General features: G+C 68.6%; 24 protein-coding genes. 12 read left to right on the forward strand and 12 right to left on the reverse strand.

The features are described 5' to 3' along the window. Positions 1–10: 10 nt before the first annotated feature. A complete protein-coding gene (locus QO015_RS09080; RefSeq protein ID WP_266279927.1) occupies positions 11–1,435 on the forward strand; it encodes an arylsulfatase B in 1,425 nt (474 codons plus the stop codon). Between the two features lie 43 nt (positions 1,436–1,478). Here the strand turns inward: QO015_RS09080 and QO015_RS09085 are convergent, their stop codons facing one another. From QO015_RS09085 to QO015_RS09105, 5 genes are read right to left on the reverse strand one after another with little or no spacing between them, the layout of a single operon-like run. After that, positions 1,479–2,282, reverse strand: coding sequence for an ABC transporter permease (locus QO015_RS09085; RefSeq protein ID WP_266279926.1), 804 nt, complete (start codon positions 2,280–2,282; stop codon positions 1,479–1,481). Next, complete coding sequence (locus QO015_RS09090) at positions 2,275–3,051, reverse strand: ABC transporter ATP-binding protein (protein ID WP_266279925.1); 777 nt, start codon at positions 3,049–3,051, stop codon at positions 2,275–2,277. Before QO015_RS09090 ends, QO015_RS09085 begins: the two co-directional genes overlap by 8 nt. Further along, positions 3,048–3,764, reverse strand: coding sequence for a M24 family metallopeptidase (locus tag QO015_RS09095; protein ID WP_266279923.1), 717 nt, complete (start codon positions 3,762–3,764; stop codon positions 3,048–3,050). Before QO015_RS09095 ends, QO015_RS09090 begins: the two co-directional genes overlap by 4 nt. A 22-nt stretch (positions 3,765–3,786) precedes the next feature. Then, positions 3,787–4,791, reverse strand: a complete 1,005-nt coding sequence (locus tag QO015_RS09100) for an ABC transporter substrate-binding protein (RefSeq protein WP_266279921.1) — start codon at positions 4,789–4,791, stop codon at positions 3,787–3,789. Next, the gene (locus QO015_RS09105; protein WP_266279920.1) at positions 4,788–6,125 is read right to left on the reverse strand and encodes a hydantoinase/carbamoylase family amidase; all 1,338 of its coding nucleotides are present in this window, start codon (positions 6,123–6,125) and stop codon (positions 4,788–4,790) included. The genes QO015_RS09100 and QO015_RS09105 overlap by 4 nt, the downstream gene beginning before the upstream one ends. A gap of 158 nt (positions 6,126–6,283) precedes the next feature. Between QO015_RS09105 and QO015_RS09110 the strand changes: the two genes are divergently transcribed. From QO015_RS09110 to QO015_RS09155, 10 genes are all read left to right on the forward strand, one after another. After that, entirely contained in the window at positions 6,284–6,886 is a 603-nt protein-coding gene (locus QO015_RS09110; RefSeq protein ID WP_266279919.1) for a cupin domain-containing protein, read from the forward strand. A gap of 72 nt (positions 6,887–6,958) precedes the next feature. After that, a complete protein-coding gene (locus QO015_RS09115) occupies positions 6,959–7,729 on the forward strand; it encodes a glutamine amidotransferase (protein ID WP_266279917.1) in 771 nt (256 codons plus the stop codon). 10 nt (positions 7,730–7,739) lie between these two features. After that, positions 7,740–8,621, forward strand: coding sequence for a nitrilase family protein (locus QO015_RS09120; RefSeq protein WP_266279916.1), 882 nt, complete (start codon positions 7,740–7,742; stop codon positions 8,619–8,621). A 134-nt stretch (positions 8,622–8,755) separates the two neighbouring features. Next, positions 8,756–9,697 carry a sugar-binding transcriptional regulator gene (locus tag QO015_RS09125; protein ID WP_266279915.1) on the forward strand — a complete coding sequence of 314 codons (942 nt, stop codon included), beginning with the start codon at positions 8,756–8,758 and terminating at the stop codon, positions 9,695–9,697. 304 nt (positions 9,698–10,001) lie between these two features. Continuing rightward, positions 10,002–11,321: an ABC transporter substrate-binding protein gene (locus tag QO015_RS09130; RefSeq protein ID WP_266279914.1), complete on the forward strand. Its 1,320-nt coding sequence runs from the start codon at positions 10,002–10,004 to the stop codon at positions 11,319–11,321. Between the two features lie 156 nt (positions 11,322–11,477). Next, positions 11,478–12,353: a carbohydrate ABC transporter permease gene (locus QO015_RS09135; RefSeq protein ID WP_266279912.1), complete on the forward strand. Its 876-nt coding sequence runs from the start codon at positions 11,478–11,480 to the stop codon at positions 12,351–12,353. Positions 12,354–12,365: 12 nt separating this feature from the next. Then, a complete protein-coding gene (locus QO015_RS09140) occupies positions 12,366–13,196 on the forward strand; it encodes a carbohydrate ABC transporter permease (protein ID WP_266279911.1) in 831 nt (276 codons plus the stop codon). A gap of 20 nt (positions 13,197–13,216) precedes the next feature. Beyond that, on the forward strand, positions 13,217–14,224 hold the full coding sequence (locus QO015_RS09145; RefSeq protein ID WP_266279910.1) for an ABC transporter ATP-binding protein: 1,008 nt from the start codon (positions 13,217–13,219) through the stop codon (positions 14,222–14,224). 82 nt (positions 14,225–14,306) lie between these two features. Then, a complete protein-coding gene (locus tag QO015_RS09150) occupies positions 14,307–15,779 on the forward strand; it encodes a mannitol dehydrogenase family protein (RefSeq protein WP_266279908.1) in 1,473 nt (490 codons plus the stop codon). An 11-nt stretch (positions 15,780–15,790) separates the two neighbouring features. Further along, on the forward strand, positions 15,791–16,510 hold the full coding sequence (locus tag QO015_RS09155) for an HAD family hydrolase (protein ID WP_266279906.1): 720 nt from the start codon (positions 15,791–15,793) through the stop codon (positions 16,508–16,510). On the opposite strand, the gene QO015_RS09160 is transcribed toward QO015_RS09155, so the two are convergent. The 4 genes from QO015_RS09160 to QO015_RS09175 form a co-directional block, all read right to left on the reverse strand. Then, positions 16,486–17,145, reverse strand: a complete 660-nt coding sequence (locus QO015_RS09160; protein WP_266279904.1) for a class II aldolase/adducin family protein — start codon at positions 17,143–17,145, stop codon at positions 16,486–16,488. The two genes, QO015_RS09155 and QO015_RS09160, sit on opposite strands and share 25 nt — an antisense overlap. A 78-nt stretch (positions 17,146–17,223) precedes the next feature. After that, positions 17,224–17,997 carry an SDR family NAD(P)-dependent oxidoreductase gene (locus QO015_RS09165; RefSeq protein WP_266279902.1) on the reverse strand — a complete coding sequence of 258 codons (774 nt, stop codon included), beginning with the start codon at positions 17,995–17,997 and terminating at the stop codon, positions 17,224–17,226. A gap of 20 nt (positions 17,998–18,017) precedes the next feature. Continuing rightward, positions 18,018–18,830 carry a class I SAM-dependent methyltransferase gene (locus QO015_RS09170; protein WP_266279901.1) on the reverse strand — a complete coding sequence of 271 codons (813 nt, stop codon included), beginning with the start codon at positions 18,828–18,830 and terminating at the stop codon, positions 18,018–18,020. 42 nt (positions 18,831–18,872) lie between these two features. After that, positions 18,873–20,630, reverse strand: a complete 1,758-nt coding sequence (locus tag QO015_RS09175; RefSeq protein WP_266279899.1) for a uracil-xanthine permease family protein — start codon at positions 20,628–20,630, stop codon at positions 18,873–18,875. 187 nt (positions 20,631–20,817) lie between these two features. Between QO015_RS09175 and QO015_RS09180 the strand changes: the two genes are divergently transcribed. Then, entirely contained in the window at positions 20,818–21,162 is a 345-nt protein-coding gene (locus QO015_RS09180) for an STAS domain-containing protein (protein WP_266279898.1), read from the forward strand. Positions 21,163–21,170: 8 nt separating this feature from the next. Here the strand turns inward: QO015_RS09180 and QO015_RS09185 are convergent, their stop codons facing one another. Genes QO015_RS09185 through QO015_RS09195 form a run of 3 tightly spaced genes read right to left on the reverse strand, consistent with a single transcriptional unit; the run spans position 21,171 to position 25,827 of the window. Beyond that, entirely contained in the window at positions 21,171–23,093 is a 1,923-nt protein-coding gene (locus QO015_RS09185) for a PP2C family protein-serine/threonine phosphatase (RefSeq protein ID WP_266279897.1), read from the reverse strand. Next, a complete protein-coding gene (locus QO015_RS09190) occupies positions 23,090–24,244 on the reverse strand; it encodes an ATP-binding protein (protein WP_266279895.1) in 1,155 nt (384 codons plus the stop codon). Before QO015_RS09190 ends, QO015_RS09185 begins: the two co-directional genes overlap by 4 nt. After that, complete coding sequence (locus QO015_RS09195) at positions 24,241–25,827, reverse strand: transporter substrate-binding domain-containing protein (RefSeq protein ID WP_266279893.1); 1,587 nt, start codon at positions 25,825–25,827, stop codon at positions 24,241–24,243. The genes QO015_RS09190 and QO015_RS09195 overlap by 4 nt, the downstream gene beginning before the upstream one ends. Positions 25,828–25,858 lie beyond the last annotated feature (31 nt).

Here is a 25,858-nt window from a genome sequence, read left to right on the forward strand (position 1 = left end):
GGGAAACGACGTGTCACATCTGTTGCGCAGGATCGCCATCGCGGCCCTCGCCATCGCCGCTTCGGCGACGGTCGGGCTCGCCGCGGAGCGCGCGCCCAATATCGTCTATATCGTCGCCGACGATCTCGGCTATGCCGATGTCGGCTTCCATGGATCAGAGATCCGCACGCCCAGCATCGACGAGCTGGCGGCCGGCGGCGCGCGGATGGAGCAGTTCTACGCGCAGCCGATGTGCACGCCGACCCGCGCCGCGCTGATGACGGGCCGCTACCCGCTGCGCTACGGCCTGCAGAGCTTCGTCATCCTGCCGGACCAGACCTATGGCATCCCGACCGACGAGAAGCTGCTGCCGCAGGTGCTGAAATCGGCCGGCTACGACACTGCCATCATCGGCAAATGGCATCTTGGCCATGCCAATGAGGCGCTGCTGCCGAACGCGCGCGGCTTCGACTACCAGTATGGCCCGCTGATCGGCGAGATTGACTACTACACCCACGAGGTGCACGGCGTTCCGGACTGGTATCGCGATGGCAAGCCGCTCGACGAGAAGGGCTATTCAACGACGCTGATCGGCGAGGAGGCGGTGCGCTACATCGACAGCCGCAGCCCCGAAAAGCCGTTCTTCCTCTATCTCGCCTTCAACGCGCCGCACACGCCGCTTCAGGCGCCCGAGGCCGATGTCGAGACCTACAAGGACATCGCCGACCCGAACCGCCGCACCTATGCCGCCATGGTCTCGGCGATGGACAGGCAGATCGGCGACGTGCTGGCGGCGCTCGACCGGAAGGGCCTCCGCGACAACACGATCATCGTCTTCCAGAGCGACAATGGCGGCGTGCGCAACGCGCTGTTCGCCGGCGAGGGCACGGGCCCGAAGGGCGAGCTGCCGGCCTCGAACGCTCCGTTCCGCGACGGCAAGGGCTCGCTCTACGAGGGCGGAACGCGCGTCGTGGCGCTGGCCAACTGGCCGGGCCATATCAAGGCGGGCGAGGTGGACGGCCCGATCCATGTCGTCGACATGCTGCCGACGCTCGCCAGGCAGGCCGGCGCCTCGACGGACGGAACCAAGCCGCTCGACGGCATCGACCAGTGGCAGGCGATCAGCACCGGCGCACCGTCGCCGCGCAGCGAGGTCGTCTACAATGTCGAGATGTTCCGCGGCGCGGTGCGCGACGGAGACTGGAAGCTCGTCTGGAACACGCCGTTGCCGGCGAGGATCGAGCTCTTCGACATCGCCAGGGATCCGGGCGAGAAGACCAATCTCGCGGCCGCCAATCCCGAGATCGTCGCGAAGCTGCAGGCGCGCATCCAGCAGCTCGCCGCGGAGATGAAGCCGTCGCAGTTCTTCGAGGCGACGTTCAAGTCCTATCTCGGCCGCGATGCCGGCGATCCGGTGCTGCCCAACACCGAAGCCTATTACGACCAGTTCGACTGAGTGCCCGACCGGCCGGGGGTTCGCCTCCGGCCGGTCGCCCGCTTCAGTCCTTCCAGTAGCTCGGAGACCAGCGCCGGGCCTTGGAGCCCTGCCGCCAGGGCGTCAGCACATATTCGGCGGCGATGACGATGAGGAAGCTGACGAGGCCGAGCAGCGCCAGGAACACGATGGCCGCGAAGGTGCCGGACGTGTTGAGCCGCGAGTTGGCCTGCAGCAGATAGGCGCCGATGCCGCCGGAGGTCGAGGCGGTCCATTCCGCGATCACCGCGCCGGTGACGCTGAAGGTCGCCGAGAGCTTCAGCGCGGAGAAGAGCGGCGTATAGGTCGCCGGCAGCTTCACATGGCGGAAGACACTCGCCCGCGACGCGCCCATGGCGTGGACGAGGTTGAGGATGTCGCGGTCGACCGAGGCGAGGCCGTCGAGCACGTTCACGACCACCGGGAAGAACACGACCAGCGCCACGATCACCAGCTTCGGCGCGAGGCCGAAGCCGAGCCAGATCGTCAGCGCCGCCGAGATGGCGACGATCGGGATCGCCTGGCTGGTGATGAGGATCGGATAGAGGATGCCGCGCACCGGTCGGAACGCATCCATCATCACCGCGAAGACGAAGCCCGCGATCGCGCCGGCGAGGAAGCCGAGCAGGAACTCGACGAAGGTCACCCAGAAGCCGCGCAGCAGAGCCGGCCAGTCGTCGGCGATATGCGCGGCCACGTCGGCCGGCGAGGGCATCACATAGCGCGGGATCGCGAAATACGAGACCGCGAAATGCCATCCGGCGACCACCACCAGGAGGGCGATGGCCGGATAGGCGATCTTCAGGATCAGCGCGCCGCGCTCAGTCATGACCACCTCCGGCGATGTCCGGCGTCTTCTCGTAGATGAGATCGATGACGCGCTGCTTGATGGCGCTGAAGACGGGGCTCGTCAGCGTCGAGACGGGACGCGGCCGGGCGATCGGCACGTCGAGGATCTCGCGGATGCGGCCCGGCCGCGGCGACATGACGACGACGCGGTCGGAGAGGAACACCGCCTCGTCGATGTCGTGCGTCACGAACACGATGGTCCGCCGCTCGCTCTCCCAGACCGAGAGCAGCCACTGCTGCATGGCAAAGCGGGTCTGCGAGTCGAGCGCGCCGAACGGCTCGTCGAGCAGCAGCACGTCGCGGTGCATGGCGAGCGTGCGCATCAGCGCCACGCGCTGCCGCATGCCGCCCGACAGCGCCGAGGGATAGTGGTTGATGAAGTCCCCGAGGCCGTAGCGGCGCGCCAGGGCGACGCCCTCCTCGCGTTCCTTGCGGCCCGCCGTGCCCTTGAGAAGCGCGCCGAGCACGATGTTGTCGAGCACGGTGCGCCAGGGCAGCAGCAGGTCCTTCTGCAGCATGTAGCCGACTTCGCCGGCCCGGCCCGTCACGTCGCGGCCGTCGATGAGCACGCGCCCGCCGCTCGGCTTCAGGACGCCGGCGATGATGTTGAACATCGTGCTCTTGCCGCAGCCGGACGGGCCGACGACGGAGACGAATTCGCCCGGCGCGATCGAGAGATCGGTCGGCGAGAGCGCGAGCGTCTCGCCGAAGCGTTGCGTAATGCCCTTGAGGGCCAGCTTGTCGGTCACAGAACCACGCAGCTCTCGCGGCCGAACCAGACGAGATCCTCGACCTTGACCGCGATGCCCTCGCGCTCGGCGAAGGGCTCGACCGCCCAGGCGCCCCACATCGGCGTGTCGTTGCCGGCATCGATGAAGTTGTGGAGATAGGCGGCGCCGGCCGTGAGCGAATGGCCGATATTGCCCAGAAGGTCGAGCAGCACGAAGCCGTCGGCCTTCAGCAGGTCGTGGCAGAAGCCGAACAGGTCCTTCGCCGGCATGCCGGGCTTGCAGAAGGCCAGCGTCCTGGCGTGGATCGCCTCGAGGTCGGCGAGCGCCTTCCGCGCCTCGGGCCAGTCGCCGAGCACGCGGCAGCGCGTGCAGTCGGCCCAGTGGCCGTCGGGCGTGATCGGGTGCACGTCGAGCATCAGCACGTCGCGCTCGGCCGCCTTCTGCTGCCCCGGCCCTTTGGTAGGGAAGCAGATCTTGGTGTTTTCGCCGAGCCCGACATTGGTGATCGTCCACACATGCTCGACGCCGTTCTCGGCGAGAAACTCGCTGACGACGAGGTCGATATGCTCCTCGGTCATGCCGACATCGAGCGCGGCGAGGCCGACGGCCGCCGCCTGCCGGGCGAGGGCCTGCGCCCGGACCAGGCCGGGCGGAGGCGTGTCGGAGACGTCCGGACCCGGCTTGTAGGTCCAGGCCGGTGTGATGCGCTTGACGGTGCCTTGTCCGGACATCCTCGTTTCCTCCGTTTTGCGCCTACTGCGCCAGATAGGCGTTGGTGAAGTAGCTGGTCGCCGGGCCGACGTCCTTGACGACCTCGAACTTGGTCAGCGCGGAGAGCAGTGCCGTCCAGTCCTTCTCGTCGTTGACGAGCAGATCGTCGCCGAGCGCGCCGAACAGCGGGATCGTGTCCTTCCACTGCTGCGTGATGAACTTCGCGTCATAGGCCTTGGCATAGAGATCCTGGAACGCCGCGACGCCCTCGTCAGGATGCTCGGCAGCGTAGCGCATGCTCTTGGCCGTCGCGCGCAGGAAGGCCTTGGCGAGATCCGGATTGGCCTTCAGCCAGTCTTCGTTGCCGGCCAGCATGAAGATCGGCGTGTTGGGCACGCCATGGTCGGTGGCGGCGATGAATTCGGGCTTCTGGCCGCCGGTGGTCGCCATGCCGGTGCCCTCGGCATTGGTGATGCCGGTGATGGCGTCGACCCGCTTCTGCAGGAGGAGCGGCACGGTGTCGTCGGCGGCGGCGACCATCTCGACATCGTCGAGCGTCAGCTTGGCGTCGGCGAGCATCATGCCGAGCTGGGCCTTGGTCCAGGCGTCGTTGTAGATGCCGATGCGCTTGCCCTTCAGATCGGCGACCGTGAGCTTGTTGCCCTCGGAGCTGAGAATGCCCCAGTTGTTGCCGCGGCCATAGCGAGCGATCGCCACCACCGGCGCCTGCTCGCCGCGCGCGAAGATTACGTCCATGACGGTGGTGAAGGCGACATCGGCGCGGCCGGTGCCGAGAAACTTCATCGTGTCGGCGACCGTCGGCGGAACGACGATCTCGATCTCCATGCCTTCCTCGGCATAGAAGCCCTTCTTGGAGCCGAGGATCCACGGGATCCAGAAGCCGTCCGGCGTCGGCCATTCCTGGACGAAGGTCACCTTCTTCAGTTCGGCGGCCTCGCCGGGGACGGGGGCCGCAAGCGTCGCCGTAAAGGCCGCGGCGAGGGCAAGGCCCGCCACGACGCTCCGTCTCGTCAGCTTCATGCTCATGCGCTGTTCCTCTTGTCGCGTTGAAGTCGATCCGCGGAGCTGGCGCCGCGGGCCAGCCCTTGTGCAGCCTCGATCGCCGCCCCGAGCAGGACGTCGGCGCCGGCGATGCACTGCGCCGGCTCGACATGCTCCCGCTCGTTGTGGCTCACCCCGCCGCGGCAGGGCACGAAGATCATCGCCGCCGGGGCGAGCCCGGCGATCGGCAGCGCGTCGTGGAACGCACCCGAAACCATGCGCATCGACCCGAGTCCGAGCCGCGCGGCGGCCCCCGCGATCGCGTCTGCCATCATCGGGTCGAAGGCCGTGGGCGGCGCCGAGAAGAGCGGGCGGATGTCGCCGGCGCAGCCATGGCCGGCGGCCGCCGCCGCGACCGCGGCCTCGACCTCGGCCCTCATCTGCGCGAGACGGCTGGCATCGGGATGGCGGAGGTCGATCGTGCAGCGGGCGAGCCGCGGCACGGCATTGATCGAATCCGGCTCGGAAGCGAGACGGCCGATGGTGAGCCGCGCGGCGGGGTCCGCTTCCATGACGGTCGCGCCGAGCCGCGCGAGCGCCTCGACCAGCGCCGCCACGGCATCGTGCCGGGCGGCAAGCGGCGTCGTTCCGGCATGCGCCGTCTCGCCCGTCACCGTGACTTCGAGCCAGAGCGCGCCCTGCACCGCCTCGACGACGCCGATCGGAAGGCCGGCCGCCTCCAAGATCGGCCCCTGCTCGATATGCAGTTCGAGATAGCCGGCGATGGGAAAGCCGAGCGGGCGCTCCGCGGCGCCGGGAAGCGCGTCCCTGGTCGCGGCCAGCGCCTCGCCGAGAGTCACGCCGTCGGCGTCGCGAAGGCCAGCGTCGGGCAATGCGCGGCGCGCAAAGGCCTGCGAGCCCATGGTGCCCGGCGAGAAGCGGCTGCCTTCCTCGTTCGCCCAGACCACCAGCTCGACGGGGACCCCGGTCGCGATCCGCTGGTCCTCGATCGCTTCGAGGGCCGAGAGCGCGGCCAGCGTTCCGAGCGCGCCGTCGAAGCGGCCGCCGGTCGGCTGGCTGTCGAGATGGCTGCCGATCAGCAGCGGCGGGAGATCGGGAGCGCCCGGCCGGGCGAGGAAGAGATTGGCGATCGGGTCCTGGAAGACGCGGAAGCCCCGCTCCGCCGCGATCGACGCGACGAGCGCGCGGGCGGCGCGGTCGGCCTGCGAGAAGGCGGGACGATTCACGCCGCCATTCGCGAGCCCGCCGAGGGCGGCGAAGGCCGCGATCCGCTCGATCAGCCGCGCGCCGTCGATCCGGGGAACGGACGCGCCGTCGCCACGCGCCGAGGCGTGAAACATGGTTGAAGCGGGCGACATGGCCCCTGACCCCTGCTATCGTCCCGACCGGCGTCCAGCGCTTGCCCGGCTCTGCTTTTCCCGGCATCATTCAAGAGACTTGAACGCTTGTCAATCAAGGTGCGTGAACCGACGTCCCCCGCCCCCGCGCCGGCCGTCGCCATCGGGATGGAATGGACATGAGCAGGAAGGCGATGCGCGCGGACGAAGTCGTGCTCACGGCCGAAATGCGGCTCGGCATGCGGCTGAAGCTGGCGCGGCAGATTCGCGGCATGACGCTGAAGGCGGTGGCGGAAGCGGCCAGCTGTTCGGAGAGCCTCCTCTCCAAGATCGAGAACGGCAAGGCCTCGCCCTCGCTGCCGATGCTCCACAGGCTGGTGCAGGTGCTGGAAACCAATATCGGCTGGATGTTCGAGGAGGTCGACGGCGAGGAAGGCATCATCTTCCGCGCCGGCGCGCGGCCGCTGATCGCGCTCGATCCGCTGCGCCAGGGCGACGGCGTGACGCTGGAACGCGTGATCCCCTATTCCCCCGGCCACCTCCTCCAGTGCAACATCCACCATATCGAGGCGGGCGGCGAGAGCGCGGGCCCGATCCGGCATGTCGGCGAGGAGGTGGGCTATCTCATTTGCGGCGAGGTCGAGCTCACCGTCGGCCAGCGCGCCTTCCGTCTGAAGGAGGGCGACAGCTTCGTCTTCGACTCCGATCTGCCGCACCACTACCGCAATCCGGGCAGCGTCCGGGCCAGCATCTTCTGGGTCAATACGCCGCCCACTTTCTAATCATTCAAGTCACTTGACTTTGACTTCACCGCCGCCACTGTAGGCGCGGCAAAACAAGAGGGAGAACGACTGATGGCGCGGCGCAAGATCCTGCTGGCGGGCGAATCGTGGGTGTCTTCGGCGACGCATGTCAAAGGCTTCGACCAGTTCCAGTCGGTCACCTATCACACCGGCGCCGATCCGCTGATCGCCGCGCTGAAGGGTCTCGGCTACGACGTCACCTTCATGCCCTCGCACGAGGCGCAGCGCGATTTCCCGCAGACCGTCGAGGCGATCGGCGCCTATGACGCGGTCATCCTCTCCGATATCGGCGCCAACACGCTGCTGCTGCATCCCGACACCTGGCTCGCCTCGAAGCGGACGCCGAACCGGCTGAAGGCGCTCGCCGAATGGGTGAGCGAGGGCGGCGCGCTGCTGATGTTCGGCGGCTACTATTCGTTCCAGGGCATCAACGGCGCCGCGCGCTATCGCGGCACGGCCGTCGAGGCGGTGCTGCCCGTCACCTGCCATCCCTATGACGACCGCATCGAGGTGCCGGAGGGCTTCACGCCGGTGGTGACCGGCGCGTCCTCGCATCCGATCCTCGCGGGTCTCCCGGCCGAGTGGCCGCCGCTGCTCGGCTTCAACGAGGTCGTCGCCAAGGACGACGCCGAGGTGCTCGCGACCGTTTCGGGCGAATATGGCGCGCTGCCGCTCCTCGCCACCCGCCGCCACGGCAAGGGGCGCAGCGTCGTCTGGACCTCCGATGTCGGTCCGCACTGGCTGCCGCCGGAATTCGTCGCCTGGCCCGATTACGGCAAGCTGTTCGCGCAGATGATCGACTGGGCGACCGCCCGCGACTGAGGAGACGCCGATGCCAGCCACCCGCGTCAAGGAAGCGCCGCTCACGGTGGCGGCGATCCAGATGGAGCCGAGGATCGGCGAGGTCGAAGCCAACCTCGCCCGCTCCGTCGCGCTCATCGAGGAGGCGGCGGGGCATGGCGCGAAGCTGGTCGTTCTGCCCGAGCTCTGCAACACAGGCTATGTGTTCGAGAGCCGGGCGGAGGCGCGCGCGCTCGCCGAGAGCATTCCGGACGGGCGCTCGACGCAGCTCTGGATCGAGACGGCCCGCCGCCTCGGTCTCCACATCGTCGCCGGCATCACCGAGCGCGAGGGCGAGCTCCTCTACAATTCGGCCGTCATCCTCGGCCCGGACGGGCTGATCGGGCGCTATCGCAAGGTGCATCTGTGGGGCGACGAGGCGCTGCATTTCGCGCCCGGCAATCTCGGCTTCCCCGTCTTCGACCTGCCCTTCGGGCGGATCGGCTGCCACATCTGCTACGATTGCTGGTTTCCCGAGAGCTTCCGCCTCGCGGCACTGCAGGGCGCCGAGATCGTCTGCGTGCCGACCAACTGGGTGCCGATCCCCGGCCAGGACCCCAACCGCGAGGCGATGGCCAACATCATCGCCATGGGCGCGGCGCACTGCAATTCCCTCTTCGTCGTCTGCGCCGACCGCGTCGGCACTGAGCGCGGCCAGCCCTTCATCGGCCAGAGCCTCGTCGTCGGCCACACCGGCTGGCCGGTCGCCGGCCCGGCGAGCCGCGACAGCGAAGAAGTCCTCGTCGCGACCATCAACCTCGCCGACGCGCGCCGCAAGCGGAACTGGAACGACTTCAACCAGGTGATGCGCGACCGCCGCCGCGACGTCTATGACGAGATGCTGGGCAGCGGCGCGAAGCCCGGCTGGTACTGAACAACACCGGCACCACGTAGCCGCACCGTCGCATTCGGCGTGGACAGCGGCCGGGGCGCGCCCTTAGCCTGCCGCCGCGCCGCGCTCTTCGGGCCGGCGACAGCGAGCGACGACGGAACGGGGGCCCGAGGCGGATGGTTTCTTCGGAGAGGCTGGACGAGGCGTCCCGCGCCGCCTGGCTCTATTATGTCGGCGGCAACACGCAGGACCAGATCGCCGTGAAGCTCGGCGTCTCGCGCCAGGCCGCGCAGCGCCTCGTGTCGCTGGCGGTGTCCGAGGGCCTCGTCAAGATCCGCATCGATCACCCGATCGCCGCCTGCCTCGAGCTCGCCGCGCGGCTGACCGAACGCTATCGCCTCAGCTATTGCGAGATCGTCCCCTCGGACCCGGCTGCGCCCGGCGCCGTGGGCGGCATCGCCCGCGCGGCGGCGACGGAGATGGAGCGCTGGCTGCGCCGCGAGGCGCCGCTCGTGATGGCGATCGGCACCGGCCGCTCGCTGCAGGCCTCCGTCGAGGAAATGCTGCATATCGACTGTCCGCAGCATCGCATCGTCTCGCTCACCGGCTCGATCCTGCCCGACGGCTCGACCTCGCATCACAGCGTGATCTACTCGCTTGCCGGGCGCATCAGCGGCGCGACCTTTCCCCTGCCCTTCCCGGTCGTCGCCTCCTCGCGCGGCGAGCGCGAGACGCTGCATGCCCAGCCCATGATCCGTCCGACGCTCGCCCTCGCCGAGCGCGCCGAAGTGACCTTCCTTGGCATCGGCCACATGGCGAGCGACGCGGCGATGGTGCAGGACGGCTTCATCAGCGCCGATGAGCAGGCGGCGCTGGAAAAATCCGGCGCGGTCGGCGAGATCATTGGCTGGGCCTTCGACGGCGAGGGACGAATCCTCGAGATCGGCAGCAATGCCCGCGTCGCCTCGGCGCCGATTCCCGACCGCGACCGCGGCCTGGTGATCGGCATCGCCGCCGGCGAGCGCAAGCGCCGCGCCATCGGCGCCGCCCTCGCCGGCCGCCTCGTGAACGGCCTCATCACTGACGAGGCCATGGCGACGATGCTGCTGGACGGCTGAAGAGCCGACGGATGATCGAGCCCCATCTTTAGCCAGACCTCCGGTCATGGCGGCGCTCGTCTCCGCCAATGAAGGGCGCTCGTGGCGCCAGCATCGGGCACGTCGTGCATGCCCCGACCGGGCCCGGGCAGGCGTCCCTTTTCCTCCTGTCGCACAGGAGACGGCGCTCGGCCTCGCCCTCAAGGACATCTCCGGCCGCACCACAACCCTTGTGCGACGCACAATCGATTTTCGTTGACCGTGCGCGTCCAATTGTGAGTATTTTCCCGTCCGCCGGGCAAATGCTCGGCACAGGGAGGATGCTATGAGACATTACCGACACCTCGCGGGCGTCGCCTCGCTGCTCGCGCTCGTCGCGGCCGGACCGGCGATCGCCGAGACCACGCTGACGATCGCGACCGTCAACAATGGCGACATGGTCCGCATGCAGGGCCTGACCGAGGACTTCACCAAGGCCAATCCCGACATCAAGCTGCAGTGGGTCACGCTCGAGGAGAATGTCCTTCGCCAGAAGGTGACGACCGACATCGCCACCAAGGGCGGCCAGTACGACGTGCTGACCATCGGCACCTATGAGGTTCCGATCTGGGCCAAGAATGGCTGGCTGGTCGCGCTCGACAATCTCGGCGACGCCTACAAGGTCGACGACCTGCTGCCGGCGATCCGCGGCGGTCTTTCGGCCGACGGCAAGCTCTACGCCTCGCCCTTCTATGGCGAGTCGAGCTACGTCATGTACCGCAAGGACCTGATGGAGAAGGCCGGGCTGACCATGCCCGAGACGCCGACCTGGGACTTCATCCGCGAGGCCGCGGAGAAGATGACCGACCGCGCCAACGGCATCAACGGCGTGTGCCTGCGCGGCAAGGCCGGCTGGGGCGAGAACATGGCCTTCCTGACCGCCATGTCGAACTCGTTCGGCGCGCGGTGGTTCGACGAACAGTGGAAGCCGCAGTTCGACCAGCCCGAATGGAAGAACACGCTTCAGTTCTATGTCGACCTGATGAAGGCGGCCGGCCCGGCGGGCGCCTCGTCGAACGGATTCAACGAGAACCTGACCCTCTTCCAGCAGGGCAAGTGCGGCATGTGGATCGACGCCACGGTCGCCGGCTCGTTCGTGACCGATCCGAAGGCCTCGACGGTCAGCGACAAGGTCGGCTTCGCGCTCGCTCCCGACACCGGGCTCGGCAAGCGCGGCAACTGGCTGTGGGCCTGGTCGCTCGCCATCCCCGCCGGCTCGCAGAAGACCGAGGCGGCCGAGAAGTTCATCGCCTGGGCGACCGGCCCCGGCTATCTCGACCTCGTCGCCTCCAGGGACGGCTGGGCCAATGTCCCGCCCGGCACCCGCGCCTCGCTCTATGCCAACAAGGACTACACGAGCGCCGCGCCCTTCGCCGAGATGACGCTGGCCTCGATCGAGGCCGCCGATCCGACGCATCCGACCGTGAAGCCGGTGCCCTATACCGGCGTCCAGTTCGTCGCCATCCCCGAGTTCCAGGGTCTCGGCGACACCGTCGGCAAGTTCTTCTCGGCGGCACTCGCCGGGCAGACCAGCGTCGACGACGCGCTCAAGCAGGCGCAGGACGCCTCGACGCGCACCATGACCAGGGCCGGCTACATCAAGTAGGCCTCCCGACACCAACGGCCCGGGACCTCGGTCCCGGGCATCTTTTCAGGGCCCGACGGGAAGAAGAGCCGGCCTGGCCCGCCCGAGGAGGCGGGGCGCGAGGCGAGCCGCTCGCCGGGCATTCGGGACGGGAACGGAAGCGAGGGGAGGCAGGAAATGGCTGCGACGGTGAATACGCGCCGGCTGGCGCGCGCCATGCTGACGCCGGCGGTGGTGATCCTCTTCATCTGGATGATCGTGCCGCTCGTCCTGACGCTCTGGTATTCGTTCCAGAACTACAGCCTGCTCAATCCCGAGAATGTCGGCTTCGCCGGCTGGTCCAACTACCGCTACTTCCTGACCGACCCCGCCTTCTTCCAGGCCTTCGCCAACACGCTGATCCTCACGCTGTCGGTGCTGGCGATCACGGTCGTCGGCGGCATCCTGCTCGGCCTCCTGCTCGACCAGTTCATCTACGGGCAGGGCATCGTCCGCATCCTCGTCATCTCGCCGTTCTTCATCATGCCGACCGTCGCGGCGCTGGTGTGGAAGAACATGCTGATGAACCCGAACTACGGCATCTTCGCCTGGATCGCGACGAGCCTCGGATTCCAGCCCGTCGCCTGGCTCGAGACCTACCCGCTGTTCTCGATCATCCTCATCGTCGCCTGGCAGTGGCTGCCCTTCGCGACGCTGATCCTCCTGACCGCGCTGCAATCGCTCGACGAGGAGCAGAAGGAGGCGGCCGGCATGGACGGCGCCGGCTTCGCGAGCCTCTTCGTCTATATCACGCTGCCGCACCTCGCCCGCGCCATCACGGTCGTCATCCTGATCGAGACGATCTTCCTGCTCTCCGTCTTCGCCGAGATCCTCGTCACGACGGGCGGCGGGCCGGGCTACGCCACCACCAACATCGCCTATCTCATCTATCACCTCGCGCTGCTCGACTACGACGTCGGCGGCGCTTCGGCCGGCGGTGTCGTGGCGGTCATCCTCGCCAATATCGTCGCCATCTTCCTCGTCCGCCTGGTCGGCAAGAACCTCGAAGCGTGAGGAGAGAGACCCATGGCCCGCGCCGTCAGCCCGCAGAAGAAATGGACCTTCACGATCCTCGCCTGGATCGTGGCGCTGATCCTCTTCTTCCCGATCCTGTGGACCATCCTCACGGCCTTCAAGACCGAGGGTGACGCGATCCTGTTCCCGCCGGCCTTCCTGCCGCCGCACTGGACGCTCGAGAACTTCTTCGAGGTGCAGGCGCGCTCCGACTATTTCCGCCACTTCTTCAATTCAGTGGTGATCTCGGTCGGCTCGACGCTGATCGGCCTCCTGGTCGCGGTGCCGGCCGCCTGGTCGATGGCCTTTGCGCCGACCCGGCGGACCAAGGACATCCTGATGTGGATGCTCTCGACCAAGATGATGCCGGCCGTCGGCGTGCTGGTGCCGATCTATCTCATCTTCAAGAATCTCGGCCTGCTCGATTCGCTCGCCGGCCTCACCGGCATCCTGATGCTGATCAACCTGCCGATCATGGTCTGGATGCTCTACACCTATTTCCGCGAGATCCCGGTCGACATCCTCGAAGCCTCGCGCATGGACGGCGCCGTGCTCTGGAAGGAGATCGTCTATGTGCTGCTGCCCATGGCGATCCCCGGCATCGCGTCGACGCTGCTGCTCAACATCATCCTGGCCTGGAACGAGGCGTTCTGGACGCTGAACCTGTCGGCCGCGAACGCCGCGCCGCTGACGGCCTTCATCGCCTCCTATTCGAGCCCCGAGGGGCTGTTCTGGGCCAAGCTTTCGGCGGCCTCGACGCTCGCCATCGCGCCGATCCTTGTGATCGGCTGGTTCAGCCAGAAGCAACTGGTCCGCGGCATGACATTCGGCGCCGTCAAGTAGCCGAGGGGGAGGAGAACAAGATGGGCAAGATCGTCCTTCAAGGCGTCGAGAAGCACTTCGGCGACGTCAAGGTCATCTCCAATGTGGACCTGACGGTCGAGGACGGCGCCTTCGTCGTCTTCGTGGGGCCGTCGGGCTGCGGCAAGTCCACGCTGCTCCGGCTCATCGCCGGGCTCGAGGACGTCACCGGCGGGCGCATCCTCATCGACGGCACCGACGTCACCGACCTGCCGCCGATGAAGCGCGGCCTGTCGATGGTGTTCCAGTCCTATGCGCTCTATCCGCATATGAGCGTGCGCGGCAATATCGGCTTCGGCCTCAAGATGGCCGGGCTGCCGAAGGACGAGATCGCGCGCAAGGTCGAGGCGGCGGCGGCGACGCTGAACCTCACGCAATATCTCGACCGCAAGCCGCGCCAGCTCTCGGGCGGCCAGCGCCAGCGTGTCGCGATCGGCCGTGCCATCGTGCGCGAGCCGAAGGGCTTCCTGTTCGACGAACCGCTCTCCAATCTCGACGCGGCGCTGCGCGTCAACATGCGCATCGAGATCGCGCGGCTGCAGAAGGCGCTCGCCACCACCGCCATCTATGTGACGCACGACCAGGTCGAGGCCATGACCATGGCCGACAAGATCGTCGTGCTGAATGCAGGCCGGGTCGAGCAGGTCGGCTCGCCGCTGGAGCTATACGACCGGCCGGACAATCTCTTCGTCGCCGGCTTCATCGGCTCGCCAAAGATGAACCTCGTCGGCGGGCGCATCGCGGAGGGCTATGGCGCGGCGACGGTCGGCATCCGCCCGGAGCATCTGCTGGTCGGGCGCGAGGGCGAGGGCTGGCGCGGCGCGATCAGCGTCGCCGAGCATCTCGGAAGCGATACCTTCCTCTATGTCGACGTGAAGGATGTCGGCCTCGTCACGGTGCGCACGCAGGGCGAAGCGGGGCTCCGCACGGGCGACAGCGTCGTGCTGACGCCGGACCCCGCGCGGCTGCATCGCTTCGACCGCGACGGCCGCGCCATCCGCGCCGCCTGAAACGGACATTGAAACTGCCGGCGCGGCTGTGGATGATCCGCCGCGACTCAACGAACCAAAGCCCGAACAGGAAGAGACCGCCATGGCGATCAAGCTCAGCACCGAAGCACTGCCCGCCATCGCAGCGAAGGCGCGCGTGCCCGGCTATGACCGGTCGGCCCTCTCGGCCGGCATCCTGCATTTCGGCATCGGCAATTTCCACCGCGCCCACCAGGCCGCCTATCTCGACGATCTCTTTTCGACCGGCCGCGACCATGACTTCGCGATCATCGGCACCGGCGTCACCGAGCACGACACGCGCATCGCCTCCGTGCTCGCCGGCCAGGACCTGCTGACGACGCTGGTCGAGCAGGAGGCGCATCGCTCGGACGCCCGCGTCACCGGCTCGATGATCGCGACGATCCCGCCCGAGGACCGCGCGGCGATCCTGGACAAGCTCGCCGATCCGGCGATCCGCATCGTCTCGATGACGGTGACCGAGGGCGGCTATTTCGTGAACGCCGCGACCGGCGCCTTCGACCCGGCGCATCCGCAGATCGCTGCCGACGGGGCCAACCCCGCCGACCCGAAGACGGTGTTCGGCCTCATCGCCGCCGGCCTCCGCCGCCGCCGCGACGCCGGCATCGCGCCCTTCACCGTCATGAGCTGCGACAACCTTCCCCATAACGGCGCCGCCGCGCGCAACGCCGTCGTCGGCGTCGCCGCCCTTTCCGACCCCGGTTTCGCCGCCTGGATCCGCCAGAACGTCGCCTTCCCGAACGGCATGGTCGACCGCATCACGCCGGCGACCGGCGATCGCGAGCGGACACTGCTCGCCGCCGATTTCGGCATCGAAGACGCCTGGCCGGTGTTCTGCGAGGATTTCCGCCAATGGGTTCTGGAGGACAATTTCCCCGCCGGCCGGCCGCGCCTCGAAGAGGTCGGCGTCCAGTTCGTGCCGGACGTGACGCCGTTCGAGATGATGAAGATCCGCATCCTGAACGGCGGCCATGCGGTCATCGCCTATCCGGCCGGTCTGATGGACATCCATTTCGTGCACGAGGCGATGGAGAATCCGCTCGTCGCCGCCTTCCTTGAGAAGATCGAGCGCGAGGAGATCGTGCCGGTGGTGCCGCCGGTGCCGGATACCGATACCAGCGCCTATTTCGCGCTGATCCAGCGCCGCTTCGCCAATCCGAAGATCGGCGACACCGTGCGCCGCCTCTGCCTCGACGGATCGAACCGGCAGCCGAAATTCATCATCCCGACCATCGCCGACCGGCTCGATCAGGGCCTCCCGATCTCGGGCCTCGCGCTCGAATCGGCGCTGTGGTGCCGCTACTGCTTCGGCACCACCGAGAGCGGCGCCACCATCGCCCCGAACGATCCGAACTGGGAGCGGATGACCGAGACCGCGGCGGCAGCGAAGGACAACCCCGACGCCTGGCTCGCCATGGAGGACATCTATGGCGCCGTCGGCCGCAACGCCGTCTTCCGCGAGGCCTTCGCCGGCTGGCTGAACGCCCTGTGGCGCGACGGCACCAGGGCGACGCTCGAGCGCTATCTCGCGGGGTGACGGGAACGCCCATGCGCGACGAGCCCGCGCCGCTCGGCCCCGGACTGGTGATCTTCGACTGCGACGGCGTCGTGGTCGACAGCGAGCCCGTGGCCATCGCCGCGCTGGCGGAGTTCCTGCAGGGCATCGGCCTGCCGGTCGCGGAGGACTATGTCTACCGCAAGTTCCTCGGCCGCAGCTGGGCGACGGTGACCGCCCTGCTCGACCGCGACTACGCCATCCGCCTCTCCGATGTCGAAGTCGCCGCCTACAAGGAACTGCTCCTGGAGCGCATCCGCCGCGACGTGCAGCCGATGCCGGGCGTGGTCGCGGCGCTCGCCGGGCTCGGCCGTCCGACCTGCATCGCCTCGTCCAGCGCCATCGAGCGCCTCGGAGTCGCGCTCGCCAAGGAGCGGATCGCCGACCGCTTCGCGCCCAACATCTTCAACGCCGCCATGGTCGCGCGCGGCAAGCCGGCGCCGGACCTCTTCCTCTTTGCGGCGGGGAAGATGGGCGCCGCACCCGAGGATTGCCTCGTGATCGAGGACAGCCCCGCCGGGATCGAGGCGGGAAAGGCCGCCGGCATGATCGTCGCGGCCTTTCTCGGCGGCTCGCATGTCGCGCCCGGCAAGCTCAGGCCGGTCATCCTCGACCTGCAGCCGGAGATCGTCTTCGACCGCATGGACGACATGCCGGCCGTCCTCTCGCGCTTCGACGCGCTCCGCGCTCAGCGCGCGCGCTGTCCGGCATAGTTGCTGCCGAGCCCCTTGGCGAAGGTGTCCTTCATCTCCTCCGCCGTCAGCAGCACCGGCCCGCCGATCAGCAGCGCATTGAAATACTGCCGGGCGATCGTCTCCAGTTCGACCGCGCGCCAGAAGGCGTTGGCGAGGTCGTAGCCGGTCGCGATGGCGCCGTGATTGGCGAGAAGGCAGGCCGAGCGGTCCTCCAGCGCCTTCAGCACATTGGCCGAGAGCTGCTCGGTGCCGTAGGTGGCATAGTCGGCGCAGCGCACGTCGTCCCCGCCGAAGATCGCGATCATGTAGTGGCAGGCCGGGATCGAGCGACGCGCGATGGCGAGGCTGGTGCAATAGGTCGGGTGCGTGTGCACGATCGCGCCGACCTCGGGCCGCGAGCGCATGATGTCGAGATGGAAGCGCCATTCGCTCGACGGCGGCTTCGGTCCCTCGAAGGCGCCGTCGTTGCCGGCGAGCGACATCGACGCGATGTCCTCCGGCAGGAGGCGGTCATAGGGGATCGAGGTCGGCGTGATCAGCATGCGCTCGCCGAAGCGCACGGAGATATTGCCCGAGACGCCCTGGTTGATCCCCGCCGCATTCATCCTGAGGCAATGGGCGATGATCTCCCGGCGGAGGTCGAGCTCGGTCATGGGCGTTCCTGAAAGATGGGCGGCTGCGAAATGGCCGGCCGCCTCATGGCAGCCGGTCCGCCGCCGGTCAATGCGGCGTCAGCGTGCCGTCCAGCCGCCATCCACCAGGAGCGTCTGGCCGGTGATCATGGAGGCGGCGTCGGAGGCGAGGAAGGCGACGACGCCGGAGACCTCGTGCGGCTCGCCGATCCGGTGCAGCGCCGCGATGCGATCGATGACGTCGGCGTGGAAATCCGGGTCCGAGAGCATCGCTTTGGTGCCGTCGGTGTGGATGAAGGTCGGCGCGACGCAGTTGACGCGGACATTGTGGCGGCCCCACTCGACCGCGAAGCACTTCGTCATATGGGCCACGGCTGCCTTGGAGAGGCAGTAGACGCCCTCCCCCGGCAGCGCGACCGCTCCGGCCTGCGAGCCGATATTGACGATGGCGCCGCGGCCGTTGGCGATCATGTGCCGGCCGGCATGCTGCGACAGGAAGAAGGTCGAGCGGACATTGACGTCGAGCACGGCGTCGAAATCCTCTTCGCCGACCGTCTCGATCGGCGCCATGGGAATGCCGCCGCCGGCATTGTTGACGAGGATGTCGAGCCGGCCGAAGGCCTCGATCGTGGCATCGATCGCCGCGCGCCCCTCACCGAGATCGCGGACATCGAGCTGAAGCGACAACGCGCGGCGCCCGAGCGCCTCGATCTCGGCGACGAGCCCGCCATCCGACGACGCATCGCGAAGGCCGAGCGCGACATCGGCCCCGGCTGCGGCGAGTGCCAGCGCCGAGGCACGGCCGATGCCCCGCCCCGCCCCCGTCACCAGCGCCGCCCGTCCCGACAGGCTGAAATCCGGCAGCTTCGTCATGATCGATCCTCCCTCCTCGGTCAGCGCGCGGGTCGCGCGACGACCAGATAACCATAGCCCCGGTCGACCGGCAGGATCGCCGACAGACGGTCGTCCAGCCAGCCGGCGAGCGGATTGTGGGTCACCGCATATTCCGGCAGTACGCTCTCGATGGTGAGCCGCTCGAGTGCGAAGCCTGCCGCCGCCAGTTCGGCGCCGATCTCCTCGCGTTCATAGAGATGGTAGAAGAGCGCGATCGCGCGGCCGCCATCGTCGCGGCGATAGCGGATATCGCCGGGCTCGAGACCCGGGAGGCCAGCCGACTCGGCCTGTGCGGCGCGGAAGCGCCGACGGCGGTTCGGAAGCCCCAGCACCAGCCGGCCCGAAGGCTTCAGGTTCCCTCGCAGTTCGTCCATCAGCGCGATGCGGTTCGCCCGCCCGGCGACATGGCCGAGCACACCGAAGCCGAGCAGCGCCACGTCGAAGCTCGCCCGACCGGGGAGCAGCGCCTCATAGGCGGCGCCCTCGGCATCGGTCACGGCGATCCGGTCCGAAAGCCCCTCGGCCGCGATCCGCTCCTGAAGATGGGCGCGCGCCACCGCGCTGATATCCACCGCCACGACCCTCGCGGCGCGCGAGCGGGCGAGCGCCAGACAGTAGCGCCCCTCGCCGGCGCCATAGTCGATCAGCCGGCCACCCTGTGGCAGCAGCTTCTCGAGGAAGCGCAATGTGCGGCGGTTCGGCCGCGGATAACGGCGCTGATAGAGGCCCGACGAGAAATAGGCGTCGTAGCTCTCGGCCATGTCGGGCAGCAGTTCGCCGTCCCCGGCCTCCGGACCTCTCCCTGCGGACATGGCGATGGGCAGCCTTTCGCAATCGCGGCGCGCGGGCTGCGCTCAGTGCTCGAAATGAAGGCGCAGCATCGACGTGCCCGGGTCGGGGCCCGGACCGCTCGACAGGCGGTCGGCGAGACGGCGAAGGAGCGTCCCGGAAATGCTGGACATGGCGGCGTCGATCGCCGAATCGTCGTCTCCGTCGAGGAGGCTGGCGAGATCCGCCGCCGCGACGTCGCCGACCGGCATCGGCGGCCCGGAATGGATCAGCACGATATCGAGGTTGAGCTCGTCGAAGCTGCCGCCGATGGCCTTCACTCGGCGGTCGGCACCGGCCGAATCGATCGCTTCGGCGGCCTCGACGGCGGCGAGCGCCGCGCGGCGGACCACATCGCGCCGCGCCGCCCAGGCGCCGCCCATCTCCTCGACGAAATCGGTGATCTGGATCGAGACCGGCGGGCCGTCGGCGGTCAGCGCGACCTTGGCCTCGCGGCGTATGCCGAGACGGAAGAAGAGATTGAGGACGATGGCGATGACGCCGGTGACGATGAAGCCCGATCCGACCAGATGGCGGAGCGCGGGATGCGCCTTCTCGGCGAGGCCCGGCATCAGCAGGATCGTGACGCCGCCGAGCAGCGACAGGCCGACGACGAAGATGCCGCGCGTGTCGAGTTCACGCGAGGCGATGAGGTCGATGCCGGCGGCCATCAGGAAGGCGGCGGCGTAAAGCTCGATCGCGCCGATGACCGGCGTCGGGATCAGCGTCAGCGCCAGCGTCGCCTGCGGCAGGAAGGCGATCAGCATCAGGATGGCGGCGGTGGCGAGGCCGACGACGCGGCTGGTGACGCCGCTTGCGTGGCAGAGGCCGATATTGGCCGAGGAAGTCGCGGTCGGCATGGAGCCGAGCAGGCCGCCGATGAAATCGGCGACGCCGGCCGCGAACACGCCGCGGCTCGCCTGCTTCATGTCGGGCCGACGCCAATCGGCATCGTCCATTCGGTCGAGCAGGATGAGGCTGCCGACGGTGTCGATTTGCGTCAGGATGGCGATGAAGGCGAGTCCGACGAGCAGGCTGATCGGCACGTCGAAGACCGGCGCGACGAGGCTCGGCACCGAAACGGGCGGCGCCGCGAGCAGCACGGCCCCGCCTTCGAGCCGCCCCATGGCCGCCGCGGCGGCGATGCCGCCGATGACGCCGATGAGCAGCGCCAGCAGCTTCAGTCGCTTGTTGCCCCAGACGGAGAGGCCGACGATCAGCGCCAGCGTGACCGAGGACATCACGAGGCTCGGAACGTCGATGACGAAATCGTGGCCGAGACTCCAGGAATGCTCGACCGCCTCGCCGACCAGCGACATGCCGCCGATGAGGACGACGAGGCCGGCGACGATCGGCGGGAACAGGCCGCGCAACCGCGGCAGCAGCGGCGCGATGCCGAGCGTCGCGAGCGCCGAGATGACCGTCATCGTCACCATGCCGCCCGGCCCGGTGACCGCAATCACCGGCGTCGCCAGCGGCACCATGAACACCGAGGGCATGTGGATCATCAGCGATCCGGACCCGAATCGCCCACCCCAGGCCTGAAGCGCGGTGCCGATCGCCATGGTGATGATGGTGACGGCGAGCAGGTCGCGCGTCTGGTCGACGCTGAGCGAGGCGCTGCGGGCGAGCGCCAGCGTATAGGCGAGAAGGCCGAGCGCCATCACCGCATGCTGGAAACCCAGCGTCAGCGAGGTCGCGAGCGGGGGCTTCTCGTCGGCGGAAAAGGACAGCTCATGCGGCCGCCGGCGGGGCCGCGAGGGAGGCAGCTTCAGCGAGATCATTGCGGGACGAGCCTGCTCCCAACGCGGCGGACATTGCCGCGACAATCCGATCGATGCATGCTGTTCCTCGTCCCGGCTCGACGCCGCTCGCAGGATTGCCCGGTCGCGAAAAGGGTGCAAACGGTTTTTTGCGGATGGTGCGGCCCCCCGGCGTACCGTTACCGCCAAGCCTCATGAAATTGGAGTGATGATGAACGTTACGTTCGAGAGCGTCGGATCGGCCCATATCATCGATCTGTTCGGCCGGCTCGACAGCGCGAATGCGTCTGCCGTCGAACAGCAGCTCCTCGGAAAGCTGGCGGAAGGAAGCGGCGGCGTGGTGATCGACTTCTCGCGCCTCGACTACATTTCCAGCGCCGGCCTCCGAATCGTTCTGGTGGTCGCCAAGCGTATGAAGCAGGCTGGCCGCCGGCTGGTGCTGACCGGCTTCCAGCCCAACATCAAGGACGTGTTCGAGATCAGCGGCTTCCTGAACATCCTCGACGTGGCGCCGAACCGCGCCGAGGCCGTGAAGCGCAGCGAAGGCGCCTGAGCCGCCGCCTACGAAGCGAGCGCCTCGGCCGGCGGGCCGAAATAGCGGACCACGAGGCAGGTGATGTCGTCGGATTGCGGGGCGCCGGCGACGAAGGCGCTGACCGCGCCGGTGACGGCGGTCAGCACCCGGTCGACCGGCAGCAGCGCCGCCGAGCGCAGCGTCTCCTCGATGCGGCCTTCGCCGAACTCGCGGCCCTCGCCGTCCATCGCCTCCGAGATGCCGTCGGTATAGAGGAAGAGCGTGTCGCCGGCCCTCAGCATGGCGGACTTCTCCGCATAGGGCATGTCCGGCAGCACGCCGAGCGCCATGCCACCGGTGCGCGGCAGTTCGACCACGTCGCCATCGGCCCGGCGGATCATCAGCGGCGGGTTGTGGCCGCCATTGGCATAGGCGAGTTCGCCGGTCTCGACATCGAGGATGCCGTAGAAGGCGGTGACGAACAGCTCCATCGGGTTGCGGGCGCAGAGCGCGGCATTGGCCCGGGCGAGACAGACGCCGGGCGTGCCGCCGTCCTGCGCGCTCGCCTGGAGGACGGTACGCGAGATCGCCATGAAGAAGGCGGCGGGAACGCCCTTCCCCGACACGTCGGCGATGACGATGCCGAGCCTTTTGTCGTCGAGCGAGAAGAAGTCGTAGAAATCGCCGCCCATCTCGCGCGCCGGCACCATGGCAGCGGTCCCGGCATAGGCAGGGTTGGGCGGCAGGGCGGTCGGCAGCATCGCGGCCTGGAGCGTCTTCGCGGCCTGAAGCTCGGCTTCCACGCGGCGGGCCGAGGCCTCGAGCAGTTCGTTCTTCTGTTCGAGCTCCAGCGTGCGCGCCCTCACCTGCGCCTCGAGATCCTCCTCGCGGCGCTGCACTTCGACCGCCATGGCCTGGAACACGCGGGCGAGCGTGCCGACCTCGTCGGTGCGTCGCGCCACGGTGTCGAGGCTGCCGGTCTCGAAGCTGCGCGCCTCCATCGCATGCGCGGCCTCGGTCATGGCGGCGACCGGCCGTGCGATCCGCCGCGCCGAGAGCGCCGCGATGCCGGCGCCGACCGCGAAGACGAGCGCCGCCGCGCCGATGCCGTAGAGGAGCAGGTTGTTGAGCAGTTCCTCCAGCCGCTGGCCCGACATCTCGATCGTCACCGAGCCGATGACGATGCCCGCCGTGTCGCGGATCGGCGCCGCGACCCAGAGATGGCGACCATGCAGCTCCGAGGCGGGATTGCCGCTTGCGACGACGTCGGCCGCGAGATCGGCGAGATCGGGCGGCGTCTTCTCCGCGCCGACCTGGCCAAGCGATTTCTGCTGGTCGTCGCGCACCTCGATCGAGATGATGTCGTTGCGGTCGAGCAGCGCTTCCATCAGCACGGGGACGCTGTTCGCCGCCCGCACGGCGTCGAGCACCGCGACCGGTTGGCCGACGATGACGGCATGGCCTTTCCCCGCGCGGACGCCGACATAGCGGACGCCGTCGACGGCGGGCCCGAAATCGACGCTGAAGCGGCGGCCGCTCACGAGCGCTTGCAGCGCCTCGGGCGAGAGGTGCTCGGGCAGCCTCTGCCCGCTGATCACCGCGTCATAGTCGCCGACCGAGGAAGCGAGGATGCGCAGGTTCGAATCGATCAGCCAGATCGCGTCGAGATTGCCGCGCGCGACGATCTCCGCGAAGCGGTCGCTGAGATCGGGCAGCGACGACTGCTCGACATGGTCGGCGGTGAGCGCGGTCGTCGTGAGGACGTCCGTCACCACCTCCTGCGCCTCCTCGAGCGCCACCTCGGAGAGGCGGGCGCTCTCGGCGATGATCCGCGCCACAACCGTCGCCTGCGCCTCCGCCTGCGAGATCAGCGCGTTGCGGCCGAGCAGGCCGAACACCACGGAGACGACGATGATGGCGAAGGCGATGCAGCTCGCCACCATGACGACGAGGCGGCTGGTGAGGGTCACGCGACGATCCCGCCCTTGACGGCGCCGGCGCGCATCATGACGAGGCGCAGCACGTTCCTGTCCCCCTCGCGCCGATAAAAGGCGCGGTCGATCATCTGCGAGACGAGATGCACGCCGAGGCCGCCGATCGGCCGCGTCTCCACCGAGGCGCCGAGATCGGGAGGCGGCGCGTCGCGGAACGGGTCGAAACCCTCGCCGCCATAGGTGAGCTCGACCGTCACGTCGTCCGGCCGGCGATAGATGCCGACCTGCAGCCGGCCGTCGGCCGCGCCGCCATATTTGACGACATTGGTGACCAGTTCCTCCACCGCGAGGGTGAGCCGGAAGACGGCCGCCGGATCGAGCACGCCCTCGCCCGCCTCCTCGACGCCCGACTGGATGACGGCGATCGAATCGTTCGAGACCGGCAGGTCTAGGGCAAGGTCCAGCACCGGTTCGCCGCTCAAGGGTTCGTCTCCTTCGGGCATGGCCATCAAGGCGTCCTCGGCGAGGCGCGTCGTCTCGCCGAGATCGGCGCGCGTCCCGGTGGCCGAGCCGGCCCGCCGGCTGAGCCGCAGCTTGGCATAGCCCATCAGCCGGGCCAACGGCCAGCAGAGCGCCAGGAACCACAGCATCGTATAGAGATAGATCCAGAGGATCACCCCCGGATCGCCGATCGCGGCGATGACCGTGTTGGCGCGGTGGACGATTTCCGGGACGCCGATCACCGAGGCGGTCGAGGACGCCATCACGATGATGAGCAGGTAGGTCGTCCAGGCCGGGATGAAGTAGAGCGCCTCGATCCGCTCGCCGCGTTCCAGATGGCGCAACGCCGACAGCGCATTGTCGGAGACGAAGCCCGTGACCGCCACGGCGAGCGCCACCGAGGCCTTGAGCCAGTCGGGGATCGGCAGCGCCACGCTCCCGAGCGTCACCTGCGGCGGGACGACATAGGCGAGATAATAGATGAGCACGAAGGTCGGCGGGACGCGCGCCGCGGCGGTGAGCGCGCCGGCGAGCCGCGAGCCGCGCTGGCGGCCGCGCGCCAGCAGCATGCCGAGCGGCGTACCGATCGCCATGGTCAGCAGCGAGATGCCGATATTGATCAGGAATCCGACGCCGAGATAGGGCGTCCACGCCCACAGCATCGCGAGGATTTCGGATGGGCTCATCGCGAGAGCATCCGCCGCTCGACGAGCGTGAAGAGATGCGCCACCGCGAGCACGATCAGCACATAGACGGCGAGCAGGATGTTCATCATCACCGCGCCATTGCCATAGTCGGCGGCGATCGCCGCGCTGGCATGGACGAGTTCGGGAACCGCGATGGCGCTTGCCATGGCCGTCGCCTTCACGATGTTGATGCAGGAGCCCATCACGGCCGGATGGGCGAGCCGCAGCACGCGCTTCATGCGGTGCGCGGAGCCCGGCGCGATCGTCTCCCATGCCTCGGCGAGCACGGCGGCGTTGGCGGCGCCGGAATAGAATGAGAGAACCGCGACGGCGGTCCAGAAGGCGGAGAGCGTCAGCCCATGCACGGCGACGAGGCCGCCGATGCCGAAGAAAACCAGATAGAGCTGGAGCAGCGGCGGGGTCATCCGCATCACCGCGAGGACGCCATAGAGCAGCGGCGTCGCCAGCGGCAGGCGGCGGGCGAGCAGGAAGGCGCCGCCCGCGCCGACGGCGAGGCTGCCGACGAGCACCGAGGCGGCGAGTGCCAGCGTGGTCAGAAGTCCGTGCAGCAGGCCAGCGCGGTGATAGGGGTCGTAGAAGGGCGTGACGTCGAGGCCGAGGCGGTCGCGCAGGGCCAGCGCAAGGCCGGCGAGGCCGACCACCTGCTGAGCTTCGATGAGGTTCAGTTCGCGGCAGGCGAGCGGCCAGCTGCCATCCGCGCCCCGGCGGCAGACATAGTCGCCCGAGGCGTCGCGTGCCGACCAGAGCGCCCCCGCCTCGACGAGATAGGCCGAGGGCGGCAGCTTCCACTTCGCCTCGAGCGCCTTCAGATGACCGTCGCGCAGCCATGCGGCGACCTGATCCTCGAACGCCGTGGCGAGACGACCGTCGCCGGCGACCGCGATGGCCCAGGGCGAGACGAAATCCGGCGTCAGCAGGCGATAGCCCGGCCATTCGCCGCTCTCGACGCGATGCTGCAACGCCGCCTCGTCATAGAGCCAGCCCTCGCAGGCGCCGTCCCGCAGCGCCAGTTCGGCGTCGCGAACGCTGCCGAAGGCCTCGATGTGACCATTGAGGCGCGTGGCGATCAGGCGGTTCCACAGCGCGCCCTGGACCGCGCAGAGCGAGCGGTTGCGGAGATCCGTCCAGGTCCGGATCGGGCTTTGCTGCGGCACCATCACGCTGGCGCCGCCGCCGTAATAGCCGGGCTCGATCATGCGCACGATGCGGCGGCGGTCGATCGTGTCGCCGAGCGTCGCCACCACCGCGTCGACCTCGCCGCCGGTGAGCTTCTGCAACCGGTTGGCGCTCGTCACCGGCACGAGCTTCAGCCCGACGCCGAGCGAATCGGCGAGGCCCCTGGCGACATCGACGTCGAATCCGACCGTCTCGCCGCTCGCATCGCGGAAGCCGAAGGGCTCGTAGTCCGTCTTGACGCCAACGACGAGCGTGCCGCGGGCGCGGATTTCGTCGAGCCGGTCGGCCCGTGCCGGCAGCGCGCCCGTGACGAGGGTCACGATGCCGAGCAAAAGGGCGCAAAGCAGCAGCGCCGGGCCGCCCGCCTGCCGCTTCGCCTTCGCCAACCCCGCCTCCCTGCCCGCCGGTCGATTGTCC

This window comes from Kaistia geumhonensis (genome assembly GCF_030815145.1).
GTDB classification, from domain to species: Bacteria; Pseudomonadota; Alphaproteobacteria; order Rhizobiales; family Kaistiaceae; genus Kaistia; species Kaistia geumhonensis.

Coding starts and splice junctions, on each gene's coding strand:
- QO015_RS09115 (WP_266279917.1), top strand. CDS start 6,959: ATGGCGCGGCGCAAGATCCTGCTGGCGGGCGAATCGTGGGTGTCTTCG.
- QO015_RS09135 (WP_266279912.1), top strand. CDS start 11,478: ATGGCTGCGACGGTGAATACGCGCCGGCTGGCGCGCGCCATGCTGACG.
- QO015_RS09180 (WP_266279898.1), top strand. CDS start 20,818: ATGATGAACGTTACGTTCGAGAGCGTCGGATCGGCCCATATCATCGAT.
- QO015_RS09100 (WP_266279921.1), bottom strand. CDS start 4,791: ATGAGCATGAAGCTGACGAGACGGAGCGTCGTGGCGGGCCTTGCCCTC.
- QO015_RS09110 (WP_266279919.1), top strand. CDS start 6,284: ATGAGCAGGAAGGCGATGCGCGCGGACGAAGTCGTGCTCACGGCCGAA.
- QO015_RS09125 (WP_266279915.1), top strand. CDS start 8,756: ATGGTTTCTTCGGAGAGGCTGGACGAGGCGTCCCGCGCCGCCTGGCTC.
- QO015_RS09130 (WP_266279914.1), top strand. CDS start 10,002: ATGAGACATTACCGACACCTCGCGGGCGTCGCCTCGCTGCTCGCGCTC.
- QO015_RS09145 (WP_266279910.1), top strand. CDS start 13,217: ATGGGCAAGATCGTCCTTCAAGGCGTCGAGAAGCACTTCGGCGACGTC.
- QO015_RS09190 (WP_266279895.1), bottom strand. CDS start 24,244: ATGAGCCCATCCGAAATCCTCGCGATGCTGTGGGCGTGGACGCCCTAT.
- QO015_RS09175 (WP_266279899.1), bottom strand. CDS start 20,630: ATGATCTCGCTGAAGCTGCCTCCCTCGCGGCCCCGCCGGCGGCCGCAT.
- QO015_RS09085 (WP_266279926.1), bottom strand. CDS start 2,282: ATGACTGAGCGCGGCGCGCTGATCCTGAAGATCGCCTATCCGGCCATC.
- QO015_RS09155 (WP_266279906.1), top strand. CDS start 15,791: ATGCGCGACGAGCCCGCGCCGCTCGGCCCCGGACTGGTGATCTTCGAC.
- QO015_RS09160 (WP_266279904.1), bottom strand. CDS start 17,145: ATGACCGAGCTCGACCTCCGCCGGGAGATCATCGCCCATTGCCTCAGG.
- QO015_RS09105 (WP_266279920.1), bottom strand. CDS start 6,125: ATGTCGCCCGCTTCAACCATGTTTCACGCCTCGGCGCGTGGCGACGGC.
- QO015_RS09165 (WP_266279902.1), bottom strand. CDS start 17,997: ATGACGAAGCTGCCGGATTTCAGCCTGTCGGGACGGGCGGCGCTGGTG.
- QO015_RS09120 (WP_266279916.1), top strand. CDS start 7,740: ATGCCAGCCACCCGCGTCAAGGAAGCGCCGCTCACGGTGGCGGCGATC.
- QO015_RS09140 (WP_266279911.1), top strand. CDS start 12,366: ATGGCCCGCGCCGTCAGCCCGCAGAAGAAATGGACCTTCACGATCCTC.
- QO015_RS09170 (WP_266279901.1), bottom strand. CDS start 18,830: ATGTCCGCAGGGAGAGGTCCGGAGGCCGGGGACGGCGAACTGCTGCCC.
- QO015_RS09150 (WP_266279908.1), top strand. CDS start 14,307: ATGGCGATCAAGCTCAGCACCGAAGCACTGCCCGCCATCGCAGCGAAG.
- QO015_RS09095 (WP_266279923.1), bottom strand. CDS start 3,764: ATGTCCGGACAAGGCACCGTCAAGCGCATCACACCGGCCTGGACCTAC.